The 25,004-nt window shown below is 66.0% G+C and carries 23 protein-coding genes and 1 pseudogene; 17 read left to right on the top strand and 7 right to left on the bottom strand.

What is annotated here, in order from left to right:
* The 3 genes from DU475_RS14655 to DU475_RS14645 all read left to right on the top strand — a co-directional run.
* A partial coding sequence (locus tag DU475_RS14655; protein ID WP_164632532.1) for an NAD(P)H-dependent flavin oxidoreductase occupies positions 1-714 on the top strand: 714 nt, incomplete at its 5' end.
* An 87-nt stretch (positions 715-801) separates the two neighbouring features.
* Positions 802-1,089 (top strand): Asp-tRNA(Asn)/Glu-tRNA(Gln) amidotransferase subunit GatC, encoded by a 288-nt coding sequence (gene gatC, locus DU475_RS14650; RefSeq protein ID WP_164632531.1) that lies wholly within the window; start codon positions 802-804, stop codon positions 1,087-1,089.
* 11 nt (positions 1,090-1,100) lie between these two features.
* A complete protein-coding gene (locus tag DU475_RS14645; RefSeq protein ID WP_013502037.1) occupies positions 1,101-1,307 on the top strand; it encodes a hypothetical protein in 207 nt (68 codons plus the stop codon).
* A gap of 3 nt (positions 1,308-1,310) precedes the next feature.
* On the opposite strand, the gene DU475_RS14640 is transcribed toward DU475_RS14645, so the two are convergent.
* Together DU475_RS14640 and DU475_RS14635 are read right to left on the bottom strand one after the other, a co-directional pair.
* Positions 1,311-1,550 carry a BrnA antitoxin family protein gene (locus tag DU475_RS14640; protein ID WP_246700326.1) on the bottom strand — a complete coding sequence of 80 codons (240 nt, stop codon included), beginning with the start codon at positions 1,548-1,550 and terminating at the stop codon, positions 1,311-1,313.
* Positions 1,547-1,828: a BrnT family toxin gene (locus DU475_RS14635; RefSeq protein ID WP_349644192.1), complete on the bottom strand. Its 282-nt coding sequence runs from the start codon at positions 1,826-1,828 to the stop codon at positions 1,547-1,549. The genes DU475_RS14640 and DU475_RS14635 overlap by 4 nt, the downstream gene beginning before the upstream one ends.
* Before the next feature lie 181 nt (positions 1,829-2,009).
* Between DU475_RS14635 and gatA the strand changes: the two genes are divergently transcribed.
* From gatA to DU475_RS14605, 6 genes are all read left to right on the top strand, one after another.
* Positions 2,010-3,488 carry an Asp-tRNA(Asn)/Glu-tRNA(Gln) amidotransferase subunit GatA gene (gene gatA / locus DU475_RS14630; protein WP_164632529.1) on the top strand — a complete coding sequence of 493 codons (1,479 nt, stop codon included), beginning with the start codon at positions 2,010-2,012 and terminating at the stop codon, positions 3,486-3,488.
* Between the two features lie 77 nt (positions 3,489-3,565).
* Positions 3,566-4,672, top strand: a complete 1,107-nt coding sequence (locus tag DU475_RS14625) for a PAS domain-containing sensor histidine kinase (protein ID WP_164632528.1) — start codon at positions 3,566-3,568, stop codon at positions 4,670-4,672.
* Between the two features lie 141 nt (positions 4,673-4,813).
* The gene (locus DU475_RS14620; RefSeq protein WP_164632527.1) at positions 4,814-6,196 is read left to right on the top strand and encodes a patatin-like phospholipase family protein; all 1,383 of its coding nucleotides are present in this window, start codon (positions 4,814-4,816) and stop codon (positions 6,194-6,196) included.
* 92 nt (positions 6,197-6,288) lie between these two features.
* Positions 6,289-7,773 carry an Asp-tRNA(Asn)/Glu-tRNA(Gln) amidotransferase subunit GatB gene (gene gatB / locus DU475_RS14615; protein ID WP_047309150.1) on the top strand — a complete coding sequence of 495 codons (1,485 nt, stop codon included), beginning with the start codon at positions 6,289-6,291 and terminating at the stop codon, positions 7,771-7,773.
* 523 nt (positions 7,774-8,296) lie between these two features.
* Positions 8,297-8,434 (top strand): hypothetical protein, encoded by a 138-nt coding sequence (locus tag DU475_RS14610; RefSeq protein ID WP_013502043.1) that lies wholly within the window; start codon positions 8,297-8,299, stop codon positions 8,432-8,434.
* Between the two features lie 689 nt (positions 8,435-9,123).
* A complete protein-coding gene (locus DU475_RS14605) occupies positions 9,124-9,390 on the top strand; it encodes an SEL1-like repeat protein (protein ID WP_013502044.1) in 267 nt (88 codons plus the stop codon).
* Between the two features lie 45 nt (positions 9,391-9,435).
* On the opposite strand, the gene DU475_RS14600 is transcribed toward DU475_RS14605, so the two are convergent.
* Entirely contained in the window at positions 9,436-10,434 is a 999-nt protein-coding gene (locus tag DU475_RS14600; RefSeq protein WP_164632526.1) for a Bug family tripartite tricarboxylate transporter substrate binding protein, read from the bottom strand.
* Between the two features lie 141 nt (positions 10,435-10,575).
* Between DU475_RS14600 and DU475_RS14595 the strand changes: the two genes are divergently transcribed.
* The 6 genes from DU475_RS14595 (at position 10,576) to DU475_RS14570 (ending at position 16,096) form a co-directional block, all read left to right on the top strand.
* Positions 10,576-11,160, top strand: coding sequence for an NnrU family protein (locus DU475_RS14595; protein ID WP_164632525.1), 585 nt, complete (start codon positions 10,576-10,578; stop codon positions 11,158-11,160).
* A 6-nt stretch (positions 11,161-11,166) separates the two neighbouring features.
* A complete protein-coding gene (panB, locus tag DU475_RS14590; protein WP_164632524.1) occupies positions 11,167-11,991 on the top strand; it encodes a 3-methyl-2-oxobutanoate hydroxymethyltransferase in 825 nt (274 codons plus the stop codon).
* Positions 11,992-12,155: 164 nt separating this feature from the next.
* Complete coding sequence (locus DU475_RS14585) at positions 12,156-12,812, top strand: tetratricopeptide repeat protein (RefSeq protein WP_164632523.1); 657 nt, start codon at positions 12,156-12,158, stop codon at positions 12,810-12,812.
* A gap of 45 nt (positions 12,813-12,857) precedes the next feature.
* On the top strand, positions 12,858-13,382 hold the full coding sequence (locus tag DU475_RS14580; protein ID WP_047309146.1) for a hypothetical protein: 525 nt from the start codon (positions 12,858-12,860) through the stop codon (positions 13,380-13,382).
* Between the two features lie 72 nt (positions 13,383-13,454).
* Complete coding sequence (der, locus tag DU475_RS14575; protein WP_047309145.1) at positions 13,455-14,831, top strand: ribosome biogenesis GTPase Der; 1,377 nt, start codon at positions 13,455-13,457, stop codon at positions 14,829-14,831.
* The gene (locus DU475_RS14570) at positions 14,828-16,096 is read left to right on the top strand and encodes a TCR/Tet family MFS transporter (protein ID WP_164632522.1); all 1,269 of its coding nucleotides are present in this window, start codon (positions 14,828-14,830) and stop codon (positions 16,094-16,096) included. Before der ends, DU475_RS14570 begins: the two co-directional genes overlap by 4 nt.
* Positions 16,097-16,238: 142 nt before the next feature.
* On the opposite strand, the gene DU475_RS14565 is transcribed toward DU475_RS14570, so the two are convergent.
* Complete coding sequence (locus DU475_RS14565; RefSeq protein WP_349644193.1) at positions 16,239-21,095, bottom strand: IPT/TIG domain-containing protein; 4,857 nt, start codon at positions 21,093-21,095, stop codon at positions 16,239-16,241.
* A 707-nt stretch (positions 21,096-21,802) separates the two neighbouring features.
* Between DU475_RS14565 and DU475_RS14560 the strand changes: the two genes are divergently transcribed.
* A complete protein-coding gene (locus DU475_RS14560) occupies positions 21,803-22,438 on the top strand; it encodes a phage tail protein (RefSeq protein ID WP_013502053.1) in 636 nt (211 codons plus the stop codon).
* 69 nt (positions 22,439-22,507) lie between these two features.
* Here the strand turns inward: DU475_RS14560 and DU475_RS14555 are convergent, their stop codons facing one another.
* Entirely contained in the window at positions 22,508-22,795 is a 288-nt protein-coding gene (locus DU475_RS14555) for a DUF6916 family protein (protein WP_047307104.1), read from the bottom strand.
* A gap of 123 nt (positions 22,796-22,918) precedes the next feature.
* Here DU475_RS14555 and DU475_RS14550 point away from each other — a divergent pair, with 123 nt between their 5' ends.
* The gene (locus DU475_RS14550) at positions 22,919-23,491 is read left to right on the top strand and encodes a GNAT family N-acetyltransferase (RefSeq protein WP_164632520.1); all 573 of its coding nucleotides are present in this window, start codon (positions 22,919-22,921) and stop codon (positions 23,489-23,491) included.
* Between the two features lie 85 nt (positions 23,492-23,576).
* Here DU475_RS14550 and DU475_RS14545 read toward each other — a convergent pair whose 3' ends face one another.
* Together DU475_RS14545 and DU475_RS24300 are read right to left on the bottom strand one after the other, a co-directional pair.
* Entirely contained in the window at positions 23,577-24,803 is a 1,227-nt protein-coding gene (locus tag DU475_RS14545; RefSeq protein WP_164632519.1) for an ABC transporter substrate-binding protein, read from the bottom strand.
* Between the two features lie 83 nt (positions 24,804-24,886).
* Positions 24,887-25,004, bottom strand: a pseudogene (locus tag DU475_RS24300) (SDR family NAD(P)-dependent oxidoreductase); the annotation flags it as partial.

The following is a 25,004-nucleotide window of genomic DNA, read 5'->3' as shown; positions in this document are numbered from 1 at the left end:
CTGGTCGAGGAGCTGAAGCCCGAGGTCGTCAGCTTCCATTTCGGTCTTCCTGAGAATGCGCTGCTCGATCGGGTCAAGGCGGCCGGCGCCAAGGTGATCGCCTCGGCCACGATCGTGCGCGAGGCGATCTGGCTGGAGGAGCACGGCGTCGATGCGGTGATCGTGCAGGGCGCCGAAGCCGGCGGCCATCGCGGCATGTTCATGACCGACGACATTGCGCGGCAGCCGGGACTGTTCGCTCTTCTGCCGCAGGTGGCCGATGCGGTGCGGGTGCCGGTGATCGCGGCCGGCGGCATCGCCGATGGTCGCGGCATCGCGGCGGCGTTCGCGCTCGGCGCCGCCGGCGTGCAGGTCGGCACCGCGTATCTGCGTTGCCCGGAAGCGCGGACCAGCGCGCTGGTGCGGATGCAACTGGCGCAGGGCACCGACGAGGCGACGATGATCACAAATGTGATGACCGGGCGTCCGGCGCGCGGCGTCGCCAATCGTCTGATGCGCGAGGTCGGTCCGGTGTCTGCGGATGCACCGGCGTTCCCGCACGCCGCTTCCGCGCTCGGCCCGCTGAAGGCGGCGGCGGAGCAGCACGGCAAAACCGACTTCACCAATCTGTGGGCCGGGCAGGCGGTGCGGCTCGGCCGCGACATGCCGGCGGCCGAACTCACCCGGGCGCTGGCCGGCTCGGCGGTGGCACAGCTCGGCCGGCTCGTCGGCTGAGATCGGTCTCGCCGCTCCGAGGTTGCGGGCTAAAACCCGGCTCTGCTATACGGCGGAGGTCGCCACCTCGCAGAAAGGCCTTATATAATGTCGGTCGATGCCGCCACCGTTCGCCGCATCGCGCATTTGGCGCGGATCGCCGTGACCGACGACGAGGGGCCGCATCTGCAAGGCGAACTCAACGCGATGCTGGCGTTCGTCGAACAGCTTTCGGAAGTCGATGTCGAAGGCGTCGAGCCGATGACCTCGGTGACGCCGATGCAGATGAAGAAGCGCGCCGATGTGGTCGATGACGGCGAGATCACCGATCAGGTGGTCGCTAACGCCCCATCGACCGAGGATCACTTCTTCCTGGTGCCGAAGGTGGTCGAATAAAGGACGCGCCGATGTGCCTGCTGTGCGACGACGAGAAGGCCTACCAGGCCTATTTGGACTACCTCGACGCAATGGGGCGGCAGGGCAAGGTCGTCGACGCCGATAAGGCGATGGAGGCCGTGCTCGACCAGTTGCAGGCCGCCGACAAGGCCCGGCGCGATGCGCCCGAGAACGACAAGACGCTGTCGCCGTTCTTCTGCAGCCCGGTCAATAAGTGAGGCTCAGGCCTTCTTGAGCTTCCGCACCCGACGCAGGTCGGCATTGATCTGCGACTGCCAGCCGCGGCCGAGGGCGCGATAGGCGTCCAGCACGTCGGCATCCAGCCGCAGCGTCACCGAACTTTTCGGCTGTGCTCCCAGCGGCGGACGGCCCCGGCGGACGATCTTGCCACCGACGCAGACTTCACCGGTCCGGAAAAATTCGTCGAGCAGCTCCGGGGCATCGTCTGGATCGTCAGTCAAAGGTTCGCCGAAAGAGCGCGGCCCAGCGGACTTCTTCCTTGGCATGACAGTACCTCATCGAAATCACATGACGGCCGCCGTTGCGAGGCGTCCAGACAATCACGACCATGCGCACCGACATATCCGGCCGTGATGTAACGGCTCTCGCCGTAGTCGAACCGATCGTCCAGCTTCGTCACGGTGCGTCCGGCAAAAGCCGTTGCAGCATCCGTGGCAAAATCGAGACCGCGATGCCGCCGGGTCCAATCCCGTTTAGCCGGATCAAACGTGATCGCCATTGAATTATGTAACTACAATAATCTTGCCGTCAATGGCCCGACTGTAGCCGTGGCGTCGAGATCGGCGCAATCGCTTCATTTCCCGGAGGCGCTGTGCTAGCCAGCGCTGCAATAGAGCCGCACGATCCGCGGCGTCCGTGACCGGCCTGTCGCCGGCTTTTATCCAGGCGTGCCCTGAACCATGACCGACCTGACATCGCTGACGCTGGCCGAGGCCCGCGATGGCCTCGCAAACAAGTCCTTCACCGCGCTCGAGCTGACCGACGCCCACCTTGCCGCGATCGAGGCGGCGCGCGCACTCAATGCCTATGTGCTGGAGACGCCGGATCAGGCGCGACAGATGGCGGAGGCCGCGGACGCGCAGATCGCCAAGGGCGAGGGCGGTCCGCTGGCCGGCATCCCGCTTGGCATCAAGGATCTGTTCGCCACCAGGGGCGAACGCACCACCGCTTGCTCGAAGATCCTCGGCGATTTCAAGCCGACCTACGAGTCGACGGTGACGTCGCAGCTCTGGCGCGATGGCGCGGTGCTGCTCGGCAAGCTCAACAACGACGAGTTCGCGATGGGCTCGTCGAACGAGACCTCGTGCTTCGGTCCCGTCGTCAATCCGTGGCGGCGCGCGGGCTCGGAAGCCAAGCTGGTGCCGGGCGGCTCATCGGGCGGTTCTGCGGCGGCTGTCGCAGCCGGCCTTTGCCTCGGTGCCACGGCCACCGACACCGGTGGTTCCATCCGCCAGCCTGCGGCGTTCACCGGCACGGTCGGCATCAAGCCGACCTATGGCCGCTGCTCGCGCTGGGGCATCGTCGCGTTCGCGTCCTCGCTCGACCAGGCCGGACCGATCGCCCGCACGGTGCGCGACAGCGCGATCCTGCTGCGCTCGATGGCCGGCCATGATCCGAAGGACACCACCTCGGTCGATCGCCCGGTGCCGAACTACGAGGCTGCCGTCGGCGGCTCGGTGAAGGGCATGAAGATCGGCATTCCGAAGGAGTATCGGCTCGACGGCATGCCGGCCGAGATCGAGAAGCTGTGGAGCCAGGGCGCCGAGTGGCTGAAGGCCGCGGGCGCCGAGCTGGTCGAGGTGTCGCTGCCGCACACCAAATACGCGCTGCCGGCTTATTACATCGTGGCGCCGGCCGAGGCCTCGTCCAACCTCGCCCGTTACGACGGCGTCCGTTACGGCGCCCGCGTCGGCGGCCGCAACATCGTCGAGATGTACGAGAACACCCGCGCCGCAGGCTTCGGCGCCGAGGTCAAGCGCCGCATCATGATCGGCACTTACGTGCTTTCGGCGGGCTATTACGACGCCTATTATCTCCGTGCCCAAAAAGTCCGCACGCTGATCAAGCGCGACTTCGAGCAATGCTTCGATCAAGGCGTCTCCGCGATCCTGACCCCGGCGACGCCGTCGGCGGCGTTCGGCATCGGCGAGAAAGGCGGCGCCGATCCGGTCGAGATGTATCTCAACGACATCTTCACCGTGACGGTGAACATGGCGGGCCTTCCCGGCATCGCGGTTCCGGCGGGCAGCGACTCGCAAGGATTGCCGCTCGGCCTGCAACTGATCGGCCGGCCGTTCGACGAGGACACCTTGTTCTCGCTCGGCGAGGTGATCGAGCAGTCGGCCGGACGGTTCACGCCGACGAAATGGTGGGCATGAGCCCGGCGTCGCGGGGCGGGTTTCGGATTGCGTTTGTGGGCTCCGTTAGCCATTCTCGGCCGGGGTAGGGTTGTTGAATGAGCGCTGACGACGGCGAACTTCCACCGCAAGGTGTCGATCAGATCCTCGGGTCGCCAAAGATCGCCGCGGCGATCGAGAACGATCGCTACAAGCACCTGCTCGACAACGTACCGGTGGCGATCGCGGTGTCGCAGGGCTGCGGTGCGGACCAACGGGTCGTCTATATCAATCAAGCCTTCGAGCTGCTCACCTCGCTGTCGACAGCGGACGTCAACGGCAATGGCTGGTCGTGCCTCGACGGCTTCACAGACCAGGACAATGCCGGCCGCTCGCTCGGCACCGCGATCCGAGACAGCGAGGATTTCCTCGGTGTCTTCCGCAAGATCGCGCCTTCCGATCGTTTGCTGATCGTCCAGGCCTATGCAGCCGTGATCGAGAGCGAAGACGGCGTCGAAAGCTATCGGATTGCGGCGCTGGTCGACGTCGGCGGACGCGAGCGGGCCCAGATCGAGCGGTTCGAAAGTCAGATCCGCGAGCGCGACACCCTGATGCGCGAATTGCAGCATCGGGTGAAGAATAATCTGCAACTGATCACTGCGCTGGTCCGGCTCGAGGCGCGCTCGGCCGCGGAAGGCGAGACCGTCGCGCTGGCGCGGCTCGCCAGCCGGATCGATGCGTTGACGGCGCTGTACCGGGTGTTGTCGGACGAGACCCCGAGCGCCGACGGCGGTCAGATCGATCTCGGGCAGTATCTGTCCGACATCGCCAATGCGGTGATCCGCGCCAATGCCGCCGGCGGGATCAATTGCGAGGTCAATGCCGGCTATTGCCCGCTGTCGGTCAACATCGCGATGCCGGCCGGGCTACTGGTCAACGAGATGCTGACCAACGCGCTGAAATACGCCTTCGTCGGCCGCGACGGCGGACGGATCAAGGTGATCTGCGGCGTCGATAAGGGCCGTGTGACGATCGTGGTGTCCGACGACGGCGTCGGCCTGCCCGAAGGGCAGCATTGGCCGTCGCCGCGCAAGCTGGGTGCGCTGATCCTGCAGACGCTGAAGGAGAACGCCCGCAACGTCAGTTTCGAGGCGCGCAGCATTCGCGGCCAGGGCGCGTTCTTCACCATCGGCTTCGACGCCCCGGTGCCGCCTGCTGCGAACTGACCGCGCCGACGGCGGCTGCCTTGCTCGCGCCATAAGTCCGGCACCAGCTTCCGCCAGGCCGACATCGTTAAGCGCGCCTGAACTATTGCAGCCGATGGTTCAGGCAATGTCACTGCCGTCCATTCAACCGGTACCCCTGCGATGATGTCGTGGCGCGATCGTCTCCTGTCCGCTGCGGCGGCCTGCGTTCTGCTCGCCGGCTGCGCCTCGGTCCACAACCTTCCGGTCAACCTGCCGCTCGACGGCGCGGTTGCCGACAGGGTCGTGTCCGATGTCGGGATGCGTAGCGAAGACGCGATGATCGGCCTGTCGTTCTCGGGCGGCGGGACCCGGGCGGCTGCGTTTTCGTTCGGCGTGCTGTCTGAAATGGAGCGCGTACCGCTGCACGGGGCGCGCTCGGCGATGCTGGATCGCGTCGCCTTCGTGTCGGGCGTGTCCGGCGGCTCGGTCACTGCGGCGTATTTCGGCCTGAAGGGGCGCGACGCGCTGAGCGATTTCCGGGAGCGCTTCCTGCTGCGGAATGCCGAGGAGGGGCTCGAAACCACGCTGTCGCTCGGCACGATCGGCAAGGCGTTTACCGGCGGTATCAACGACTCCGTCGGCTTCACCCGCTGGCTCGATGCGCATCTGTTCGAGGGCGCGACCTTCGCAAGGCTGCGCGCCGGCGACCGGCCGATGGTGTGGATCAATGCTTCCGACATCTACAATCGCGTGCCGTTCGTATTCAACAGCACTGCGTTCTCGGCGATCTGCAGCGACCTCGACGCCTATCCGCTGTCCAGCGCAGTCGCGGCCTCGGCGGCGGTGCCGCTCGCCTTTGCGCCCGCCGTGATGCAGGCGTTCCCCGGCGCGTGTAATACCCCGTTGCCGCGCTGGGTTCGCCGCGCCGCGACCGAAGGCAATTCCTCGCCGATGCTGAGTTCCTACGCCAAGGCGGTGCTGCGCTATCGTGAGGGCGCTGTGCCGTTCATCAAGCTGCTCGACGGCGGGCTGGTCGACAATTACGGCGTCTCGGCGCTGACGATCGCGCGCGAGTCGTCGGAGACGCCTTACGGTCCCTTGACGCCGCAGCAGGCCGTCAAGCTGCGGCGGCTGATGATGCTGGTGGTCGATGCCAAGACCGGCGTGTCCGGCAATTGGGTCGACACCGTCGAAGGTCCGAGCGGCGTCGAACTGATCAAAGCGGCGGTCGACACCACGATGGATGCCAGTGTCGGCGCCAGCTACACGGCGTTCGATCGGACCATGTCGGACTGGCGCGACAAGCTGGTGCGATGGCGCTGCGGCCTGTCGGCGGCGGATCGCGCCCGCTACGGCGCCGGCCCCGGATGGGATTGTCGCGATCTGCGGTTCTTCGTCGGCCGGCTGGCGTTCGATCAGCTCGAGCCGGGGCGTGCCGCTACGCTGGAGCGGATCGCCACCCGGTTCGTGCTGTCGCCGCAGCAGGTCGACGAGCTGATCTCGGCCGGCCGCGACGTGCTGCGGCAGAGCCCGGTCTTCCGCGCCTTCGCCGCCAGCCTTTAGCCCGCCGCTACGATCGGTCGGTCGCGACGTCGCGTGCCTTGCGCCGGTTGCAGGGGTTTTCTCCGCGCCCGGAGCGGAGTAGAAACCGGCTTATGAACGCACCTGTCAAACTTTCGAAGCTCATCAAGGGCGCCACCGGCGATTGGGAAGTCGTGATCGGGCTGGAGATCCACGCCCAGGTCTCATCCCACGCCAAGCTGTTTTCCGGCGCGGCTACCGCGTTCGGCGGCGAGCAGAACAGCCACGTCTCGCTGGTCGACGCCGCGATGCCGGGCATGCTGCCGGTGATCAACGAGGAATGCGTCCGTCAGGCGATCCGCTCCGGCCTCGGCCTGAACGCGAAGATCAACCTGCGCTCGGTGTTCGACCGCAAGAACTATTTCTATCCGGACCTGCCGCAGGGCTACCAGATCAGCCAGTACAAATCGCCGATCGTCGGCGAGGGCGAGGTCGTGGTCGACCTGCCGGACGGCGACAGCATCACGGTCGGCATCGAGCGGCTGCATCTGGAACAGGACGCCGGCAAGTTGCTGCACGACCAGCATCCGACATCGACGTTCGTCGATCTCAACCGGTCGGGCGTCGCGCTGATGGAGATCGTCTCCAAGCCGGACATCCGTTCGTCCGAGCAGGCCAAGGCCTACGTGTCGAAGCTGCGCACCATCCTCCGCTATCTCGGAACCTGCGACGGCGACATGGAGAAGGGCAGCCTGCGCGCCGACGTCAACGTCTCGGTGCGCCGGCCCGGCGAGCCTTACGGCACCCGCTGCGAGATCAAGAACGTCAACTCGATCCGGTTCATCGGTCAGGCGATCGAATACGAAGCGCGCCGCCAGATCGGCATTCTGGAAGACGGCGGAACGATCGATCAGGAAACCCGGCTGTTCGACGCCAACAAGGGCGAGACCCGGTCGATGCGGTCGAAGGAAGAGGCGCACGACTATCGCTACTTCCCCGATCCGGATCTGCTGCCGCTGGAGTTCTCGCAAGCCTATGTCGACGAGTTGAAGTCCGGCCTGCCGGAATTGCCCGACGCCAAGAAGGCCCGGTTTATCCGCGATTTCGGGCTGTCGGCCGAGGACGCCGGCGTGCTGGTCAGCGAGCGCGAGAGCGCCGAGTTCTACGAGGCGGTGCTGGCGCAGCTCGGGGATCAGGCTCGCGACGGCAAGCTCGCCGCCAACTGGGTGATCAACGAGCTGTTCGGCCGCCTTAACAAGGACGGTCAGTCGATTGAGTCCTCGCCGGTGTCGGCAGCGCAACTCGCCGCGATCGTCGAGCTGATCGGCGAGGGCACCATTTCGGGCAAGATCGCCAAGGAGCTGTTCGAGATCGTCTGGACCGAAGGCGGCGATCCGCGCACGCTGGTGGAACAGCGCGGCATGAAGCAGGTCACCGATTTGTCGGCGATCGAGAAGGTCGTTGACGACATCGTGGCGGCTAATCCCGACAAGGTGGCACAGGTCGCCGCCAAGCCGGCGATGCTCGGCTGGTTCGTCGGCCAGGTGATGAAATCATCCGGCGGCAAGGCCAATCCGCAGGCCGTCAACGATCTGCTGAAGCGCAAGCTCGGCCTCTGAGCCACGGCTTTCGTCGTCTCGCGCCGGCGGAAGCGACCACGCTTCGTGCATGCGCAGCCACGTCGGCGATCGCGAATCAGCCGCACCCCCTCGCGCAGAAACCCCTGTGCCGGAGCGTCCGAACGCTCCGGCACGCCATTGCGCGCGAAAATTTTTTCGTTGCCAAAGATCGCGACTCAGAGTCCTCCGACGACCGCGCTCGTTCGACTCGGCGCTCCGCGCGCTTCGGCAAAGTAGTTAGTTAGCTCGATCGGTGATTTGCAAAAAATGCTGCGGCACAGTCGTTTTCTGCGATCTTGACAAATGCCGATGCAGATTTTCCGCGCATTACTCGGCTCGTCCGATCGATCCGAGGGCGCCTCCTTCGCCGAGACCGCCTGTGCGCGAGGGACAACTCCCATCAACTCTTCCTTAAGCGGGACACTGTTTTTTTCAAAGCGTTGGTGTATTCGGGAATTAGTGCATCTCGATTCCCGAGTGCACGCAGCAGCAATCGAGCGATCTGATTTGATCGGAGGGCACCATGGCCAAGAAAGCAGTGAAGAAGGCGGCGACGAAGAAAGCGGCGCCGAAGAAGGCGAAGGCCGCGAAGAGCGCGGTGAAGAAGACCGCGAAGAAGACCACCAAGAAGGTCGCCAAGAAGGCCGCCAAGAAGAAGTAAGCTCGCTTCCGAGCGAGTGCCGGCGGGAGACTGCCGGCTGCGTCACAGGACGGGCTGTTCGCCGAGCGACACGAGCCTGGACCTAGTCGACGAGAGGGTGTCGGCGAGACATCAGGTCAGACGGCCGGATCCGGCAGCGGCGGGGATCACCCAGCCGGCGATGGACCCGGTAGAAGAAACGGTTTTTCTTCGAACGGTGCGGATGCAAAGGTCCGCAGTTTCATGGGCGGCGAGCCGCGTGTGAGATCTGATCCTGACGTGTTCGCCGACGCCCTCGTTGTTTGTGGGGCTATCGCCCCTGTGCCGGCCGGGTCCGGCTTTCCCTTAGTTCCTCACATCCGGTCTCGATGTCGTCGGAGTTCCGATCGGCGTCGCGGTTGCCGCTCCGCGACAGCGGCCGGGCGCGCCGGTTTCCCCAGGCGGTTGGGGCGATGGTTATCGGTTCGCCAAGCCGGACGGTAAACCGTCCCTCACCGAATTCTGAAAACCGCTGCGGCACAGTCGTTTTTTGAATCGGCTGGAATCGGGCGTCGAAGCGCGTTCAGAATTCGTTCAGCGCGACGCTTAAACTGCTCTTCAAATTTGATCGGTCATCATCGCTCCATAACGCGCCGGGTCACGGCGGTGGGGACGACGAACAGAGGACAGGAGCCGCCCTCGAACTCGGCGGCGAACGATGGAGAGCAAAGATGCTGCAGGGACATCTGAATATCGAAACCGCGATGCCGATCGAAGCCGGCGAGAATCCGGACGTGCTGTTCGATCTCGGCCTGCTGTTCGCCTCGGGCCGCGGCGCGCCGGTCGACCTGGTGGCGGCGCACAAATGGTTCAATCTGGCTGCGCTCAAGGGGCGGACCGACGCGATCGCCTATCGCCGTGAACTCGCCGAACTGATGTCGTCGGACGAGATCGCCGTCGCCCAGCGCGAAGCCCGCGCCTGGATCGCCTCGCACTAACCGCCCGGCTGTCGGCTTCGCGCGGTCACGCAGGACCGCGCTGCTTCACCGAACCTCGATGCCGGCGGCGCGGATCACCTCCGCCCACGTTCGTTTCTCGTCGGTGATGTTCTGTCGCAGTGCCTCGGGCGTCGAGGAGGCAGGCTGCATCATCTGGGTGTTCAGCTTCGTGATCACCGCAGGGTCGGCGAGTGCGTCGGCCACCTCCCGGTTGATCACGGCGATCAGTGCGGGCGCAGTGCCGCCCGGCGCGATCAGCGCATTCCAGGCGTCGGATTGCAGGTCGATGCCGCTTTCCTTCAGGGTGGGAATTTCGGGCAGGAACGGTGACCGTTCCGGCGTCGTCACCGCCAGGATTTTCGCCGCACCTGACGCCTGCTGCGGCGCCACCGATATCGCCGGCAGGCACGCCGCCTGCACGTCGCCGCGGATCAGTGCAGTCACTGCGTTCGGCGAGCCGGCGTAGGGGATGTGCACCATCTTCACGCCTGCCTTCTGGGCGATCGCTTCCATGCAGAGCTGCGACAGCGAGCCGGCGCCGATCGAGGCGTAGGCGAAGCCGCCTTTGTCGCTCTTCACCTTGGCGAGAAACTCGGCGACGCTGCCGATGCCCGCCGTCGCCGGCACCGCAAGCACGCTCGGCATTCGGGTCAGCATCGTCACCGGCGCAAGGTCGCGCTCCGGATCGTAGGGCAGCTTCGGAAACAGCAGCGTGTTGATCGCGAGCGGCCCGGCGATCGAGATCCCGAGCGTGGCGCCGTCGGCAGGAGCCTTTGCGACGGCATCTGTGCCGATGTTGCCGGAGGCGCCCGGCTTGTTCTCGACCACGAAGGCGGAGCCGGGATGGCGCGCATGAAGCTGGTCGGCGAGCACGCGGCCGACCAGATCCGGCGTCGACCCAGCGGCGAACGGCACCACGATCCGCACCGTCTTCGGCGGCCACGTCGGCCCCTGCGGTTCAGCCCGGCCGGGCGCCGCCGATCCTGCCAGCGCCAGCCAAGCCAGCGCGTAGATCCAGCTTCGTCCGGGTTTCGTTCGCGTCATTTGCATCCGTCCCAAAAACAATGATACCCGAACAGGTCAGCGCGCGTGCCGACGGCATCCGTCCGACGCGACGGCGCGGACCATAGTGGGATCCGAAGGCTGCGGAAACCGCCGCGTGCGTGCAGGCGAGGGGGTGGCGTGATGGGACTTGCGTTGATGATCGTCGGCTTGGTGCTGTTCATCGGCACCCATGTCGTCACTACCCGGCGTGACCTGCGCGGCCGTTTGATCGGAATCGGCGGCGAGGCGGTCTACAAGATCGCCTACGCGATCCTCGCGATCGCCGGCATCGGCCTGATCGCTTACGGCTTCGGCGCGTATCGGTCGGACGGCATGATCGACGTCTGGCATCCGCCGCATTGGACCCGGCACCTCACCGCGCTGCTGATGCTGCCGGTGGCGATCCTGCTGGTGGCGGCCTATGCCCGCGGCCGGATCTATCGCGTCGTCAAGCATCCGATGATCACTGCGGTCAAGCTCTGGGCGGTCGCGCATCTGATCAGCAACGGCGACCTCGGCTCGATCATCCTGTTCGGCTCGTTGCTCGGCTGGGCCGTGTATGATCGCATCTCGCTCAAGCACCGCAGCGATCCCGGTGGTCCGCCGATTCCGGTCGGCGGTCCGAAGAACGACGCGATCGCGATCGGCGTCGGCGCCGTCGTCTACGCCGCGCTCGCATTCCTGTTCCACCCTTACGTGATCGGCGTCCCGGTCTTCGGAGCCTGACCCTCAATGTCTGTCCAATCGCAAATCCGGCGGAAGACCGCCCCGGACATTCGTGCCCGCAAGGGCGGCGATCCGATCGTGATGCTGACCTCGTATCACGCCCATACCGCGTCGCTGGTCGATCGCTATTGCGACGCCATTCTGGTCGGCGACTCGCTCGGCAATGTCATGCACGGGTTCGAGACCACCGTGCCGGTCACCCTCGAGATGATGATCCTGCAGGGCCATGCGGTGATGCGCGGCTCCCAGCATGCGCTGGTCGTGGTCGACATGCCGTTCGGCTCGTATGAAGCGTCGAAGGAGCAGGCCTTCCACTCCGCCGCGCGCATCCTGAAAGAGACGCATTGCGGCGCCGTGAAACTCGAAGGCGGGGTGCGGATGGCCGAGACCATCGCGTTCCTCACCGAGCGCGGCATCCCGGTGATGGGCCACATCGGCCTGACGCCGCAGTCGATCAACACCCTCGGCTCGTTCCGCGCGCAGGGGCGCGAGGAGGGGAGCTGGGCGCCGATCGAGGCCGACGCCAAGGCGGTCGCCGACGCCGGCGCATTCTCGGTCGTGGTCGAGGCGGTCGCCGAACCGCTCGGCCGCAAGATCACCGAGACGATTTCGATCCCGACCATCGGCATCGGCGCCAGCCCCGCCTGCGATGGTCAGGTGCTGGTGCTCGAAGACATGCTCGGCCTGTCGCCGAAGCCGCCGAAATTCGTCAAGCGCTATGGCGAGCTTGGCCCCGGCATCGAGGCGGCGATCAAGGGCTATGCCGAGGAGGTGCGGTCGCGGGCCTTCCCCGGACCGGAGCACGTCTACGGAATGAAATCGAAGGCGTAACGAAATCGGTTGGGCGGGCAGGTCTCTCAGGGGTATCCCCTTGAGAGGGCTCGCTTTGCCTTGCCAGCGCCATAACGCTAGGGTATCGCCCGCGCGACTGCGAGGGACGGGCGAGCGGCGCATCGGTCGAGATGGCTGCGCCGTTGGGACAGGAAATTTTCCAAGTGTCTGAAATATTTAACGAAGTCGACGAAGAGCTGCGTCGCGAGCGGCTCAGGAAGCTGTGGGAAAAGTATTCCATCTATATCGTCGGCGCCGCGATCCTGATCGTGGTCGGCGTCGGCGCCTGGCGCGGCTATGAGTATTACGAGGCCAAGCAGGCAGCCGAGGCCAGCACGGCATTCGCTGCCGCCGCCGAGCTTGCCGAGCAGAACAAGCACGCTGAGGCGGAGGCCGCGTTCGACAAGATCGCCGCATCGGCGCCGTCGGGCTATCGGATGCTGGCGCGGCTGCGCGCCGCTGCCGAAATCGCGGTGCGCGACCCGGCGCTTGCGGTGAAGCGCTATGACGAGATTGCGGCCGATCGGCGCCTTCCGGCGCCATATCGTGACCTTGCCGGGATTCGCGCCGCCGGGCTGGTGATGGATACCGCGAACTACAACGATCTGGTGCAGCGGCTCGAGCCGATCGCCACTGCCGACAGTGCATTCCGGCACACTGCGCGGGAATTGCTGGCGCTGTCGGCCTGGCGCGCCAATAACGTTGCCGCGACCCGGCAGTGGATCGACAAGATCACCACCGATGCGGAAACCCCGGGCAGCCTGCGCAGCCGCGCCGACGTGCTGCAGGCCCTGTTGCCGCCGACCGCCAGCAAGAGCTGAGATGATCCGAGCGACCGCGACACCTGAGATTGTGAGAGTTGATCCATGCGCCTGTCGCACCGCCTGATCCCCGTCGTCGTTCTGGTCGCGCTGTCCGGAGGACTCTCCGGCTGCGGCAGCATGAGCGGATTCGATCCGACCGATATGTTCGACTTCCTCGACCAGAAGAAGAAGCTGCAGGGCGAGCGCAGGCCGGTGTTCCCGGAGGGTGTCCCCGGGCTGGAGCAGGGCGTGCCGAGGAGCCTGTACAAGGATCAGGTCGAACAGCAGCAGCGCGAGCAGGCTGCGGCTGTGGCAGCGCCGGTCGAGGACAGGCCGCCGCCGGCCGCGCGGACGCGGACACGGCAAAATGCAGCGCCCCGGCGCCCCGCCGCCGCCGAACCGGCCGCAGAGGAGGAGGGCGGAGCCGCTGCGGTGCCGCCGGCACCTCCGCCCGCCAAGCAATCGCGCCGCCGCATCACGACGCCGCCACCGGACGATCAGCCGGCCGCGTCCTCGGCACCGGCGCAGCAATCCGGAACGGCTCCGGCATTCCCGGCGCCCCTGCCCAGCGGCAGCTTCCAGCGTTGATCGCAGGGGGCGGTTTCGAAGGTCTGACCCGAGCGACATTGACAGGCCGCCGCTTCTCGGCGACGGATCAGCATGTCTTTCATCCTCGCTATCATCGGCCGGCCCAACGTCGGCAAATCGACGCTGTTCAATCGCCTCGTCGGCCAAAAGCTGGCGCTGGTCGACGATGCTCCCGGCGTCACCCGTGATCGCCGCGAAGGCGAAGGCCGGCTCGGCGATCTGTCGTTCACGCTGATCGATACCGCCGGCCTCGACGAGGGGCCGAAGGGCTCGCTGACCGCGCGGATGCAGGAGCAGACCGAGACCGCGATCGAGCACGCCGACGCGCTGCTGTTCGTGATCGACGCCCGCGCCGGCCTGACGCCCAACGACCGCGCCTTCGCCGACTTCGCCCGCCGCGCCAACAAGCCGGTGGTGCTGGTCGCCAACAAAAGCGAGGGCAAGCACGGCGAGATCGGCGCGATGGAGTCCTACGCGCTGGGACTTGGCGATCCGGTGCAGATTTCCGCCGAGCACGGCGAAGGCCTGGGCGAACTTTACGACGCGCTGCGTCCCTTGATGCCCGAGCCGGTCGACGAAGAGGACGACGACGACGCGGACCACAGCGAGGAGGCGATCGCGACGCGCCCGATCCGGGTGGCGATCGTCGGCCGTCCCAACGCCGGCAAGTCGACCTTCATCAACCGCCTGCTCGGCGAGGAGCGGCTGCTGACCAGCCCTGAAGCCGGCACCACGCGCGACTCGATCGCCGTCGAGGTCCAGTGGAAGGGGCGTGAATTCCGGGTGTTCGATACCGCCGGTTTGAGGCGCCGATCCCGGATCGAAGAGAAGCTGGAGAAGCTGTCGGTCGCCGACGCGCTGCGTGCGGTGCGTTTCGCCGAAGTCGTCGTGCTGATGATGGATGCGCAGAACCGCTTCGAGGAGCAGGATCTGCGGATCGCCGATCTGGTCGAGCGCGAGGGCCGGGCGCTGGTGATCGCGGTCAACAAATGGGATCTGATGGAGCGTCAGGGCGGGCAGATCGCGCAGCTCCGCGCCGATGCCGATCACTGGCTGCCGCAGATCAAGGGCGTGCCGATCGTCGCCACTTCCGGCATGCTGGGAGAGGGCGTTGATCGTCTGATGCAGGCGGTCCAGGACGCCTACGCCGTCTGGAACAGGCGGGTGCCGACGGCGGCGCTGAACCGCTGGTTCGAGCAGGCGACGGCGCAGAATCCGCCGCCGGCCGTCTCGGGCCGCCGCCTGAAGCTGAACTACGTCACCCAGACCAAGGCACGGCCGCCGAGCTTCGTGGTGTTCTGTTCCCGCGCCGATGCGGTGCCGGAGTCGTATCTGCGCTATCTGGTCAACAGCCTGCGCGGCGCGTTCGAGCTGCCCGGCACGCCGGTGCGGATCACGCTGCGTGAGAAGGCCAACCCGTTCGCTCACAAGCGTAAACGCAAGTCATGACCGAGGAAGCCACAGCGCAGCAAACGCCGGTCGCCGGAACGACCGGGCCGCGCCGCGCCGCTGTCGGCTTCATCTTCATCACCATCGCGCTCGACATGTTGAGCCTGGGCATGATCCTGCCGATCCTGCCCAAGCTGATCGAGAGCTTCTCCGACGACAACACCGCGAATGCGGCGCGGATCTACGGGCTGTTCGGCACCGCCTGGGCGCTGATGCAGTTGTTCGCGTCGCCGATCCTCGGCGGGCTGTCGGACCGGTTCGGACGGCGGCCGGTGATTTTGCTGTCCAATCTCGGCCTCGGTCTCGACTACGTCCTGATGGCGCTGGCGCCGTCGCTGTGGTGGCTGTTCGTCGGCCGGGTGCTGTCGGGGATCACTTCGGCGAGCATCTCGACGTCGTTCGCCTACATTGCCGACGTCACGCCCGCAGAGAAGCGCGCCGCGGTGTTCGGCATGGTCGGCGCTGCGTTCGGGCTCGGCTTCACCTTCGGTCCGGCGATCGGCGGCCTGCTCGGCGGCGTCGACCCGCGGCTGCCGTTCTGGGTGGCGGCGGCGCTGAGCTTCGCCAATACGCTGTACGGCCTGTTCGTGCTGCCGGAGTCGCTGCCGCCCGAACGGCGGTCGCCGTTCCGCTGGAAATCCGCCAACCCGATCGGAGCGGTGCGGCTGCTCACCTCCAACGCCACGCTCGCTGCGCTGGCGGTGGTCGAGTTCTGTGCCGAGGTCGCCCATGTCGCGCTGCCGGCGATCTTCGTGCTGTACACCGGCTATCGCTACGGTTGGGATCAGACCACGGTCGGTCTGGCGCTGGCGTTCGTCGGCGTCTGCACCACGATCGTGCAGGGCTTTCTGGTCGGTCCCGCGGTGAAGCGGCTCGGCGAACGTCGGGCTCAGATTTTCGGCTATGGCGGCGGCGCGCTCGGCTTTCTGATCTATGCGCTGGCGCCGAGCGGCACGCTGTTCTGGATCGGCATTCCGGTGATGACGCTGTGGGGCATTGCCGGGCCAGCGACCTCCGGGATGATGACCCGGCTGGTGTCGCCGGAGCAGCAGGGGCAATTGCAAGGCGCCACCACCAGCGTGAAGAGCGTTGCCGAGCTGATTGGCCCATTCTTCTTCACGATGATATTTGCCTATTTCATCGACGGTGGCGCGCCGCTGCATCTGCCCGGTGCGCCGTTTCTGGTCGCCGGCGCCTTGCTGATGGTGTCGGTGGCGATCGTGGTGGTTGCAGGCGGCCGCACCAAGCGAGCTTTGCCCCGATAAAGAGCCTTGCCTCGATCGAGAACCCGCCTCGATCGATAACCCGCCTCGACAAAGCGAGGCTCGCCAGACGAAGATGCAGGACACCGGCCGCGTCTTGCAGGTTCTCTTCCGCATCGGGCTTGCGTCTGCGGAGCCGCCTTGTTCAGAACGGCACCGAGGCCCTGCCGCGCAGCGTCCAGATCTGAACGGTGCCGCCCAGTCCGCCCATTTCGCCCCCGAGAGCAACGGCGGCGCCGTTGCCGAACCGAGCGGCGAGGCCGCCAGTCACTCGCGCGGACCATCCGTCGAGCAGCGGCACCGACGCCAGCGGCGTCGCGCCTGCGAGCGTGATCGTCTCGGCATTGTCGCCGAGGAAGTAATAGTCGGCGTTGACGCCCGCATAAGGCGACAGCGTCAGCGTCGCGCTGTACAGCCAGGGGTAGCTCACCTTGAGGCCGGCCGAGGCCCGCCCGGTGAAGAACTCGCGTTGCGCTTGCGGCGTCCCAAGGGAGTCGACGTAGGCGTTCTGGCGTTCCCACAACGCATAGACCTTCGCCGACGGCTCGATCGCAAAGCCGAACGCTTCGGTGGTTCCGGTCAGTCCTCCGGACAGCAGCCAGCGCTGCCCCTGGAACTTGCCCGCGGCGCTGCCCGCCGAGCCGTTGTAGTCGATCCCCGAATACGCCCCCGCGAGGTCGACGCGCAGCCCGGCGGCCGATCGCCACGCGGCATAGGAGCCGATCGTCCAACCGTCGCCCCTGAGCCGGCCGTTGAGCGCGTCCGACCTGTAGTCGAAGGTCTCGTAGCCGCCGAGCAGGCCGATCAGGAAGTCCGGCGACGGCTTCCGGGTCAGTCCGATCAACGCGTTGACCTGGTTGCCGGATAGCACCGAGGTGGCCCCGGTCGCATTCCATTGGCCGATGCCGGCCCCCTTCACCTCGGCCCACATCAGCCAATCCTTCGGTTCGGTCAGTCGTTTGGCGGGGGCCTTGGCGGCGGAGCTGCGATCGATCGCTGCGAAGGTGTCGTCGAACCGTGAGCGACCGCGCCCGGCCGGTCCGGGGATGCCGATGCCGAGCCCGATCGCCGGGGTGGCGGGCCCGTCGCTGCGCAGGCCAGATCCCGGCCAGCGGCTCTCGATCGCGCTGGCCGTGGTGCCGGCTCTGCCTTGCGACAGATCGTCGGTGAAGTTCAGGCGCAGGCCCGTTCCGGACGGGGTGATCAGTTCGCCTCCGTCGTTGAAGCCTTCGGAGATCGCGGTGTCGATAGCGCCGGAGATGGCCGCACCGGAGGTTTGCGCGACGGTCTTGCTGGCCAGGATCTGCATGGCGCGCAGCTTCAGGCTGTCCTGAGGCGTGTTCACGGCCTGCAGCAATGGCGGCGAGGCGCTGGCGGCGAAACTGGCGTTGGCCGCGAAGGCCGCGACGATGGTATGCGACCCGACCGTCAGGCTGCTGGTGGTGAGCGTCGCGGTGCCGCCCGACAGGGCGACCGAGCCGATCGTGACTCCGCCATCGGTGAAGGTGACGGTGCCGGTGGGGACCGCGCCGCTTGCCGTCACCGTCGCGGTGAAGCTCACCGCCTGACCCGCCTCGCTGGGGTTGCGCGACGAGGAGAGGGTGGTGGTCGTGGCTGCCACGATGTAGCTGAACAGTCCTGCGCCGGTGCTGCTGCCGCCGGGAGTGGTGACGGTGACGTCGACGACGCCGACCGCATGGGCGGGGGTGGTTGCGGTCATCGAGGTTGCGCTTGTCACGCTGACGGCGGTCGCCGCGGCACCGCCGAAACTGACCGCGGTCGCGCCGGTCAGGTTGCTGCCGGTGATCGTGACTGAGGTGCCGCCCACGCTCGGACCGCTGGCCGGACTGACCGAGGTGACCGTAGGGCCGGCCGCGTAGCTGTAGAGTCCTGCTCCTGTGGCGGTGCCGCCCGGTGTCGTGACGACGACATCGACGGTTCCCGCGGCGTGGGCCGGGGTGGTCGCCGTGATTGTGGTGGCATTGACGACGATGACGTTGGTAGCGGCGGCGCCACCGATGGTCACGGCCGTTGCGCCGCTCAAGTTCGTTCCAGTGATGGTCACCGAGGTGCCGCCACTGATAGGGCCTGCTGCGGGCGCGATCGACGTCACGGTCGCTGTCGCGATATAGGTGAAGCCTCCGGTCGAAGTGGCTGAGCCGCCGGCTGTGGTCACCACGACGTCGCGTGCGCCCGCGGAGCCCGCCGGCGTCGTGATCATGATCGAGGTCGCCGTATTGGTGCCGAGCGTTGCCGCCGCCCCGCCGACCGTCACGGCAGTAACGCCCGAAAGGTCGGTGCCGGTGATCGTCACCGACGTGCCGCCGCCTGCCGGGCCCGAGTTCGGCGCAATCGTGCCGATCGTCGGGCCTGCCACATAGGTGAATCCTGCGGTGGACGTCGTCGTTCCTCCGGCTGTGGTCAGGACGACGTCGCGTGCACCGGCGGTGCCTGCTGGCGTCGTGATCACGATCGATGTCGCTGTGTTGGTGCCGAGCGACGCGGCAGCGCCGCCGATGGTAACGGAAATCACGCCGGCAAGATCGCTGCCGGTGATGGTGACGGAGGAGCCGCCGCCGGTGGGCCCCGAGCTGGGCGAGATCGTGCTGATCGCCGGCGGACCAGCATAGGTGAAGCCGCCGGTCGAGGTGACCGATCCGCCGGCGGTCGTCACCACGACGTCGCGTGCGCCGGCTGTGCCGGCCGGCGTCGTCACGACGATCGACGTCGACGTGTTGGTGCCGAGCGTTGCGGCCGCGCCGCCAATGGTGACCGAGGTGACGCCTGACAGATTGGTGCCGGTGATCGTTACCGATGTTCCACCGGCGGTCGGACCCGCATTCGGCGAAACCGTGCTGATCGACGGCGACAGGATATAGGTGAAACCGCCGGTCGAGGTGACGGAGCCTCCTGCCGTGGTCAGCACGACATCACGCGCGCCGGCGGTTCCGGCCGGGGTGGTGATCTCGATCGACGTCGACGTGTTGGTGCCGAGCGTTGCGGTCGCGCCGCCAATGGTGACCGACGTGACGCCGGACAGGTTGGTGCCGGTGATAGTGACGGAGGTGCCGCCGCCCGTGGAGCCGGAACTCGGCGTAATGGTGCCGATCGTTGGGGCCGCCGCATAGGTGAAGCCGCCGGTCGATGTGACCGAGCCGCCGGCCGTGGTCAGTACGACATCGCGCGCGCCTGCAGTGCCGGCCGGCGTCGTGATCTGAATCGAGGTGGATGTATTGGTGCCGAGGGTCGCCGATGCGCCGCCGACCGTCACCGACGTAACGCCGGACAGGTTGGTGCCGGTGATGGTGACGCTGGTACCACCCGCTGTGGGGCCGGCACTCGGGGAAATCGTGCTGATGGCCGGACCGGCGATGTAGGTGAAGCCGCCGGTCGAGGTCACTGAGCCGCCGGCCGTGGTCAGAACGACGTCGCGCGCGCCGGCGGTTCCGGCCGGGGTGGTGATCTGGATCGACGTCGACGTGTTGGTGCCGAGCGTCGCCGCGGACCCGCCCACGGTCACGCCGGTCACCCCTGACAGGTTGGTGCCGGTGATGGTCACCGAGGTGCCGCCTGCCACCGGGCCGGAACTGGGCGATATCGTGCCGATGGTCGGCGCCGCGACGTAGGTGAAGCCGCCGGTCGAGGTCACTGAGCCGCCGGCCGTGGTCAGAACGACGTCGCGTGCGCCGGCCGTACCAGCCGGCGTTGTGATCTGAATCGAGGTCGACGTATTGGTGCCGAGTGTCGCCGCGGCTCCGCCCACGGTCACGCCGGTCACCCCGGACAGGTTGGTACCGGTGATGGTCACCGAGGTGCCGCCCGCCACCGGGCCGGAACTGGGGGAGATCGTGCCGATGGTCGGCGCGGCGATATAGGTGAATCCGCCGGTCGACGTCGCCGAACCGCCGGCCGTCGTCACCACCACGTTCTGCGCGCCTGCCGTGCCGGCCGGGGTTGTGATTGCGATCGAAGTCGAGGTGTTGGTGCCGAGCGTCGCTGCGACGCCGCCGACGGTCACGCCTGTGACGCCCGACAGATCGGTGCCCGTAATGGTGACGCTGGTGCCGCCCGCGACCGGGCCCGAGTTCGGCGTAATCGTGTCGATCGTCGGGGCTGCCAGATAGGTGAAGCCGCCGGTCGAGGTGACCGAGCCTCCCGCTGTCGTCAGCACGACGTCGCGCGCGCCGGCTGTGCCGGCCGGCGTTGTGATCTGAATCGATGTCGACGTATTGGTGCCGAGTGTTGCCGCTGCTCCGCCGACGGTCACGCCGGTGACCGCGGACAGGTTGGTGCCGGTGATGGTCACCGAGGTGCCGCCTGCGACCGGGCCGGAACTAGGCGAGATCGTGCCGATGGTCGGCGCCGCGACGTAGGTGAACTGATCGTTTGAATTGGTCGGGGATGTGCCGGTGGCGTTGGTCACCGTAACGTGGACCGTCCCGGCGCTGCCGGCCGGCGAGGGCACGACGATCTGTGTCCCGGAACTGCTGGTGAAACTGGAACTCGGCACCGACGTCGCGCCGAAGCTCACCGACGTGGCGCCGGTGAAATTCGTGCCGGTGATGGTCACCGAGGTGCCACCCGCCGTGGGGCCTGAGGACGGCGCGACCGCGGTGACGGCCGGGGTGCCTGCCGCGGTGCAGGTCGCTGCAAGCGAAACGCTACCGGTGAATCCTTGGAAATTCCCGTAAAATGCCTCTGCATAGAGCCCTGAGGTCGAGTCGATGTCACTGACGTCGATCGACGTCAATTGGTATTGCCCCGTGACGCTCGACGAAAAGCCGCCGCCTGTGTTGTTGTTGAAGCCCGTTGGTATTCCGAAGCTGAAGTCGGCTAGAAAGCCTGCCTCGATCGATCCGGCCGTCGGGTTGATGGTGACCGAATAGTTGATGATGTCGCCCGTAGCGAACCCTGTGACCTGTGTGCTCTTGTAGCCCTGCCCATCATCCGGCGTATCGGGCGTCGAAAACGAGACCGTGTAGTTGAGTGCGCCGCCGTTCACGGCGTTGCAGCCCGCAGACGCCGCCCAGCTCAGCGAGGGTGCCAGTGCGGCCAACGCGCAGGCCGATGTCGCCAAAGCAAGGATACGGGCCCGGCGCGCCAGCGGTACAATCAGTCTGACCGCCGTCGCGGACACCCCTGCGGCGTGGAGCCGCCATCCGAGCTGACACCTGAGCTTCTGTCGGATCTGCCGTCGGAGCTGTGGCTCTGATCTCAGCTCCACAGTTTCAAAAGCAAATTCAGTCGACGCTCTCTGTTCGGCTCGTGGACCGGCCGACGATATGCGTTCATCCAGTTGCATGTCGTTCGCCGCTGCTTGGCACGCCGCCGTGCCATTCAAATAATTGCAGTTGCTGTACGGACGAGGCTCAGAGTTGTAACGAGTCGATTGTTCGCATTAGGAGGTGTGTGGTATCAAGTACAACCAACAATTGATCGTGCGAAATTCGATCGTCAGATGCAAGAAGGTAACAGGTCGTCAGTTTGTGCCGCTACAGCATGGTTTCGTGAATAGCACGTAGCGGTGTGTCGGTGCCGCGCGCTGATGTTTGTAGGTACTTTGATAGTTGTGAAACAGCTCGGTTGTGCGCCGCAACGCTTCTGCTGCTCGGCAGAGATGTGACTAACAGGATGGATCGGATTCGGAATGGCGGGATGCGGGTGCCCGCGTTTTTACACCCGATCATTGACTGAGCGAGGATGGATCAGATGGCAGAAGCATTCATTGGCCAGATCATGCAGGTCGCCTTCAATTTTGCTCCGGTCGATTGGGCGGTCGCAGCCGGACAGACGTTCAACGTCACGCAGAACCAGGCCCTGTTCGCACTGATCGGTGGAACCTTCGGCGGTGACGGGCGAACCACCTTTCAGCTTCCCAATCTTCAGTCCCGAGTGATCATCGGCTCCGGGCAAGGACCGGGTCTCAGCAGCTACGCCTGGGGCGCGCATGCCGGTGTGGAGCGCGTGACGCTCACGCAGGCCAACCTGCCGGCGCATTCACATGCCGCGGTATTTACTCCCACAGGTAGTGGCAGCGGCGGAGCAGCGGTGGTTCAGGCGTTGACGGGCGCACCTGTCAGTTCGCTGTCGGCCACGCCGGCCGCCGGCTCCCAACTGGCGAATACCGGTCCGACGGGAGCCTCGCAGCCGAAGATCTACGCGCCGGCTGGTACATCGGGCACACCGGTCAATCTCGGTGGTGTGAGCGGTGGCGGAGGTGGAATTACCGGAGGTACGGTCCAGATCGGCAACACCGGCAGCAATGTTCCGGTCGAGACCTTGCCGCCTTATTTGGCGCTCCGAACCAATATCTGCCTGTCGGGTCTCTATCCGGTGCAGGATTGATCGGTCCGTCTTCAGGGACCCGCGGCGGCAGTGCCGTCGGCCCCTGAAGGTGGTTGTCGTCGATTTGTCTCAGTTGAAGACAGCCTGGTATCGGCGTCGGCCGTTCTTCGGTTGCAACTGGGAAATCAGGATGGTGTAGGGGCCGCCCCGGCCGCAATCGAATTCATAGGCGGCATCGAGCAGGTAGATGTCCTCCGGTGATTCAAAGAACAGGCTGAACGGCTCGCGCTCGGCGCCGATGAACACCGGCTTGCGCTGCAGCCTGACGAGCGTGAGTTCAACAGGCTCGGGGACGGTCGCGATACGCACGCTACGTCCCACCCATGGTTCGAAGTCTTCGGGTTTCATCAGATACATCTGCCACCTCGATCACTGCAATGTCATGGTCGATAAAACTGATTATCGCCTTAGCTGTGGACGTCATCCCGCGTCAATGCGGCACCGCAAAGCACGAGTGCGTCGATTATTTCGGAAGTGGTGATGAGCAGCATTGCGGCGCATGTCCGACTGCCGACGCCGGGGTTGGCGATTCGACCGGCGCGGGCCGCGGACGATGTGTTCTGCCGTTGCCTGTCCGACGCCACGCTCCGCGCGATGTTCGCGTCCATGGGACTGCCAGAGCCGCTGCTTGCGACATTGCTCGCGCAACAGTTCGAGGCGCAACGCATCGGTTATCGGCGGAGCTTTCCGGCCGCGGAGTATTTCGTCATCACCGAGCGGGAAGTTGCTGTGGGTCGGGTCGTCGTTGCAATCGATCCGGCCGAGGCGGGGCTGTGCGACGGCAGCGACGTGGACGGTGAAGCCGCGGCTCGATCCTGGGGCAACCGGGCGCTCCGGATCGTCGATATTGCGCTGCTTCCGGCAGCACAGGGGCGCGGCATTGGGCGCGAAGTCATCGCCGGTCTGGTCGGGGCCGCAGAAGCGATCGGTTTGCGGCGGCTGACGTTGTCGGTGCAATCGTCCAATGACCGGGCGCGCAGTCTGTACCTCCGGTTGGGGTTCATCGAGACCGAAGGCGAGGGATATCTGCACATGACGAGGCGGTTGGGCTGATCAGGTCGTGGCATGCGCCGCTCCTGAAAGCAAATGGCCGGGCACAAGCCCGGCCATTCAGAATCGGCAGCGTTGACCGCGAGACTTACTTCTTCACCAGCGGACACTCGCTCTGGGACAGCGGTCGCGCGGCGTCCTCGGCCGAGATATCGGCGATCTTCTTGTAGTAATCCCACGGGCCCTTGGACTCGGCCGGGGACTTCACCTCGAACAGGAACGCTGGGACCATCCGGCGGCCGTCGGCGCGGATCACCGACTTGCCGAACGGCACGTCGTCGGCCGGGATCTCCTTCATCTTGGCGACGACCTTGGCGCCATCGTGCGGATTGCCGCCCATCGCCTCCAGGGTCTTGAGATAGTGAAGCACCGCCGCATAGACGCCCGCCTGGGTCATCGAGGGCCTGGCGTTGTTCTTGGCCAGTTTCTGGAAACGGTCGGCGAAAGCGCGCGTGTTGTCGTTGAGATCCCAATAATAGGACTCGGTGAAGGTCAGGCCCTGCGCGGTCTTCAGCCCGAGCGAATGCACGTCGTTGATGAACAGCAGCAGCGCCGCCAGCTTCTGTCCGCCCGCGGTGATCCCGAATTCGGACGCCTGCTTGATCGAGTTGGTGGTGTCGCCGCCGGCATTGGCGAGGCCGATCACCTTGGCTTTCGACGCCTGCGCTTGCAGCAGGAACGACGAGAAGTCGGGTGTGTTCAGCGGGTGCTTGACGCTGCCGAGAACCTTGCCGCCGTTGGCCTTGACGACCGCGGTCGTATCTCGCTCCAGCGCGGCGCCGAACGCGTAGTCGGCGGTGAGGAAGTACCAACTGTCGCCGCCGGCTTTGGTCAAGGCCTGTCCGGTGCCGTTCGCCAGCATGTAGGTGTCGTAAGTCATCGAGATGGTGTTGGCGTTGCACGCCTTGCCGGTCAGGTCGGCGCTGGCGCCGCCCGAATTCATCAGGATGGCGTTCTTTTCCTTGACCAGATTGTTGATCGCCAGCGCGACGCCGGAGTTCGGCGTATCGGTGATCAGGTCGACCTTGTCGACATCGATCCACTGCCGCGCCAGATTGACGCCGATGTCCGGCTTGTTCTGATGATCGCCGGAGACCAGATCGATCTTCCAGCCCTTCGCTTCCAGACCTGAATCGGCGATCGCCATCTTGGCTGCGACCACCGAATTCGGACCGCCGATGTCGGCATAGAGGCTCGACATGTCGTTGAGCACGCCGATCTTGGCGGTCTTGTCACCGGACTGCGCAGCAGCCGGCGCGGTCAACGCCGCACTCACCAACGCGGCCGCGATGGCGTGCGAGAACACTCCTCTCATCACTTCCCCCTCTGTATGGCTAGCTGATTGACACGCGGATGTTTCCCCGCTTGCCGTCAGTCAATCGCGCTGCCGGGGCGAAGTCAATCGGCCAGAGGGTCTTTCAGGGAGCGGGAGGGGCCGTCGAACAGCTTGCCGGTTTCGGTGAAGGACGGCAGGCATAGCGGCAGCAGCAGCTCTGCGGCCTGGTCCGGCGTCGGC

Origin of the sequence: Rhodopseudomonas sp. WA056 (genome assembly GCF_010906995.1) — a bacterium.
In the GTDB taxonomy this organism is placed as follows: Bacteria; Pseudomonadota; Alphaproteobacteria; order Rhizobiales; family Xanthobacteraceae; genus Rhodopseudomonas; species Rhodopseudomonas palustris_G.
This window is presented reverse-complemented; position numbering and strand designations above follow the sequence as displayed.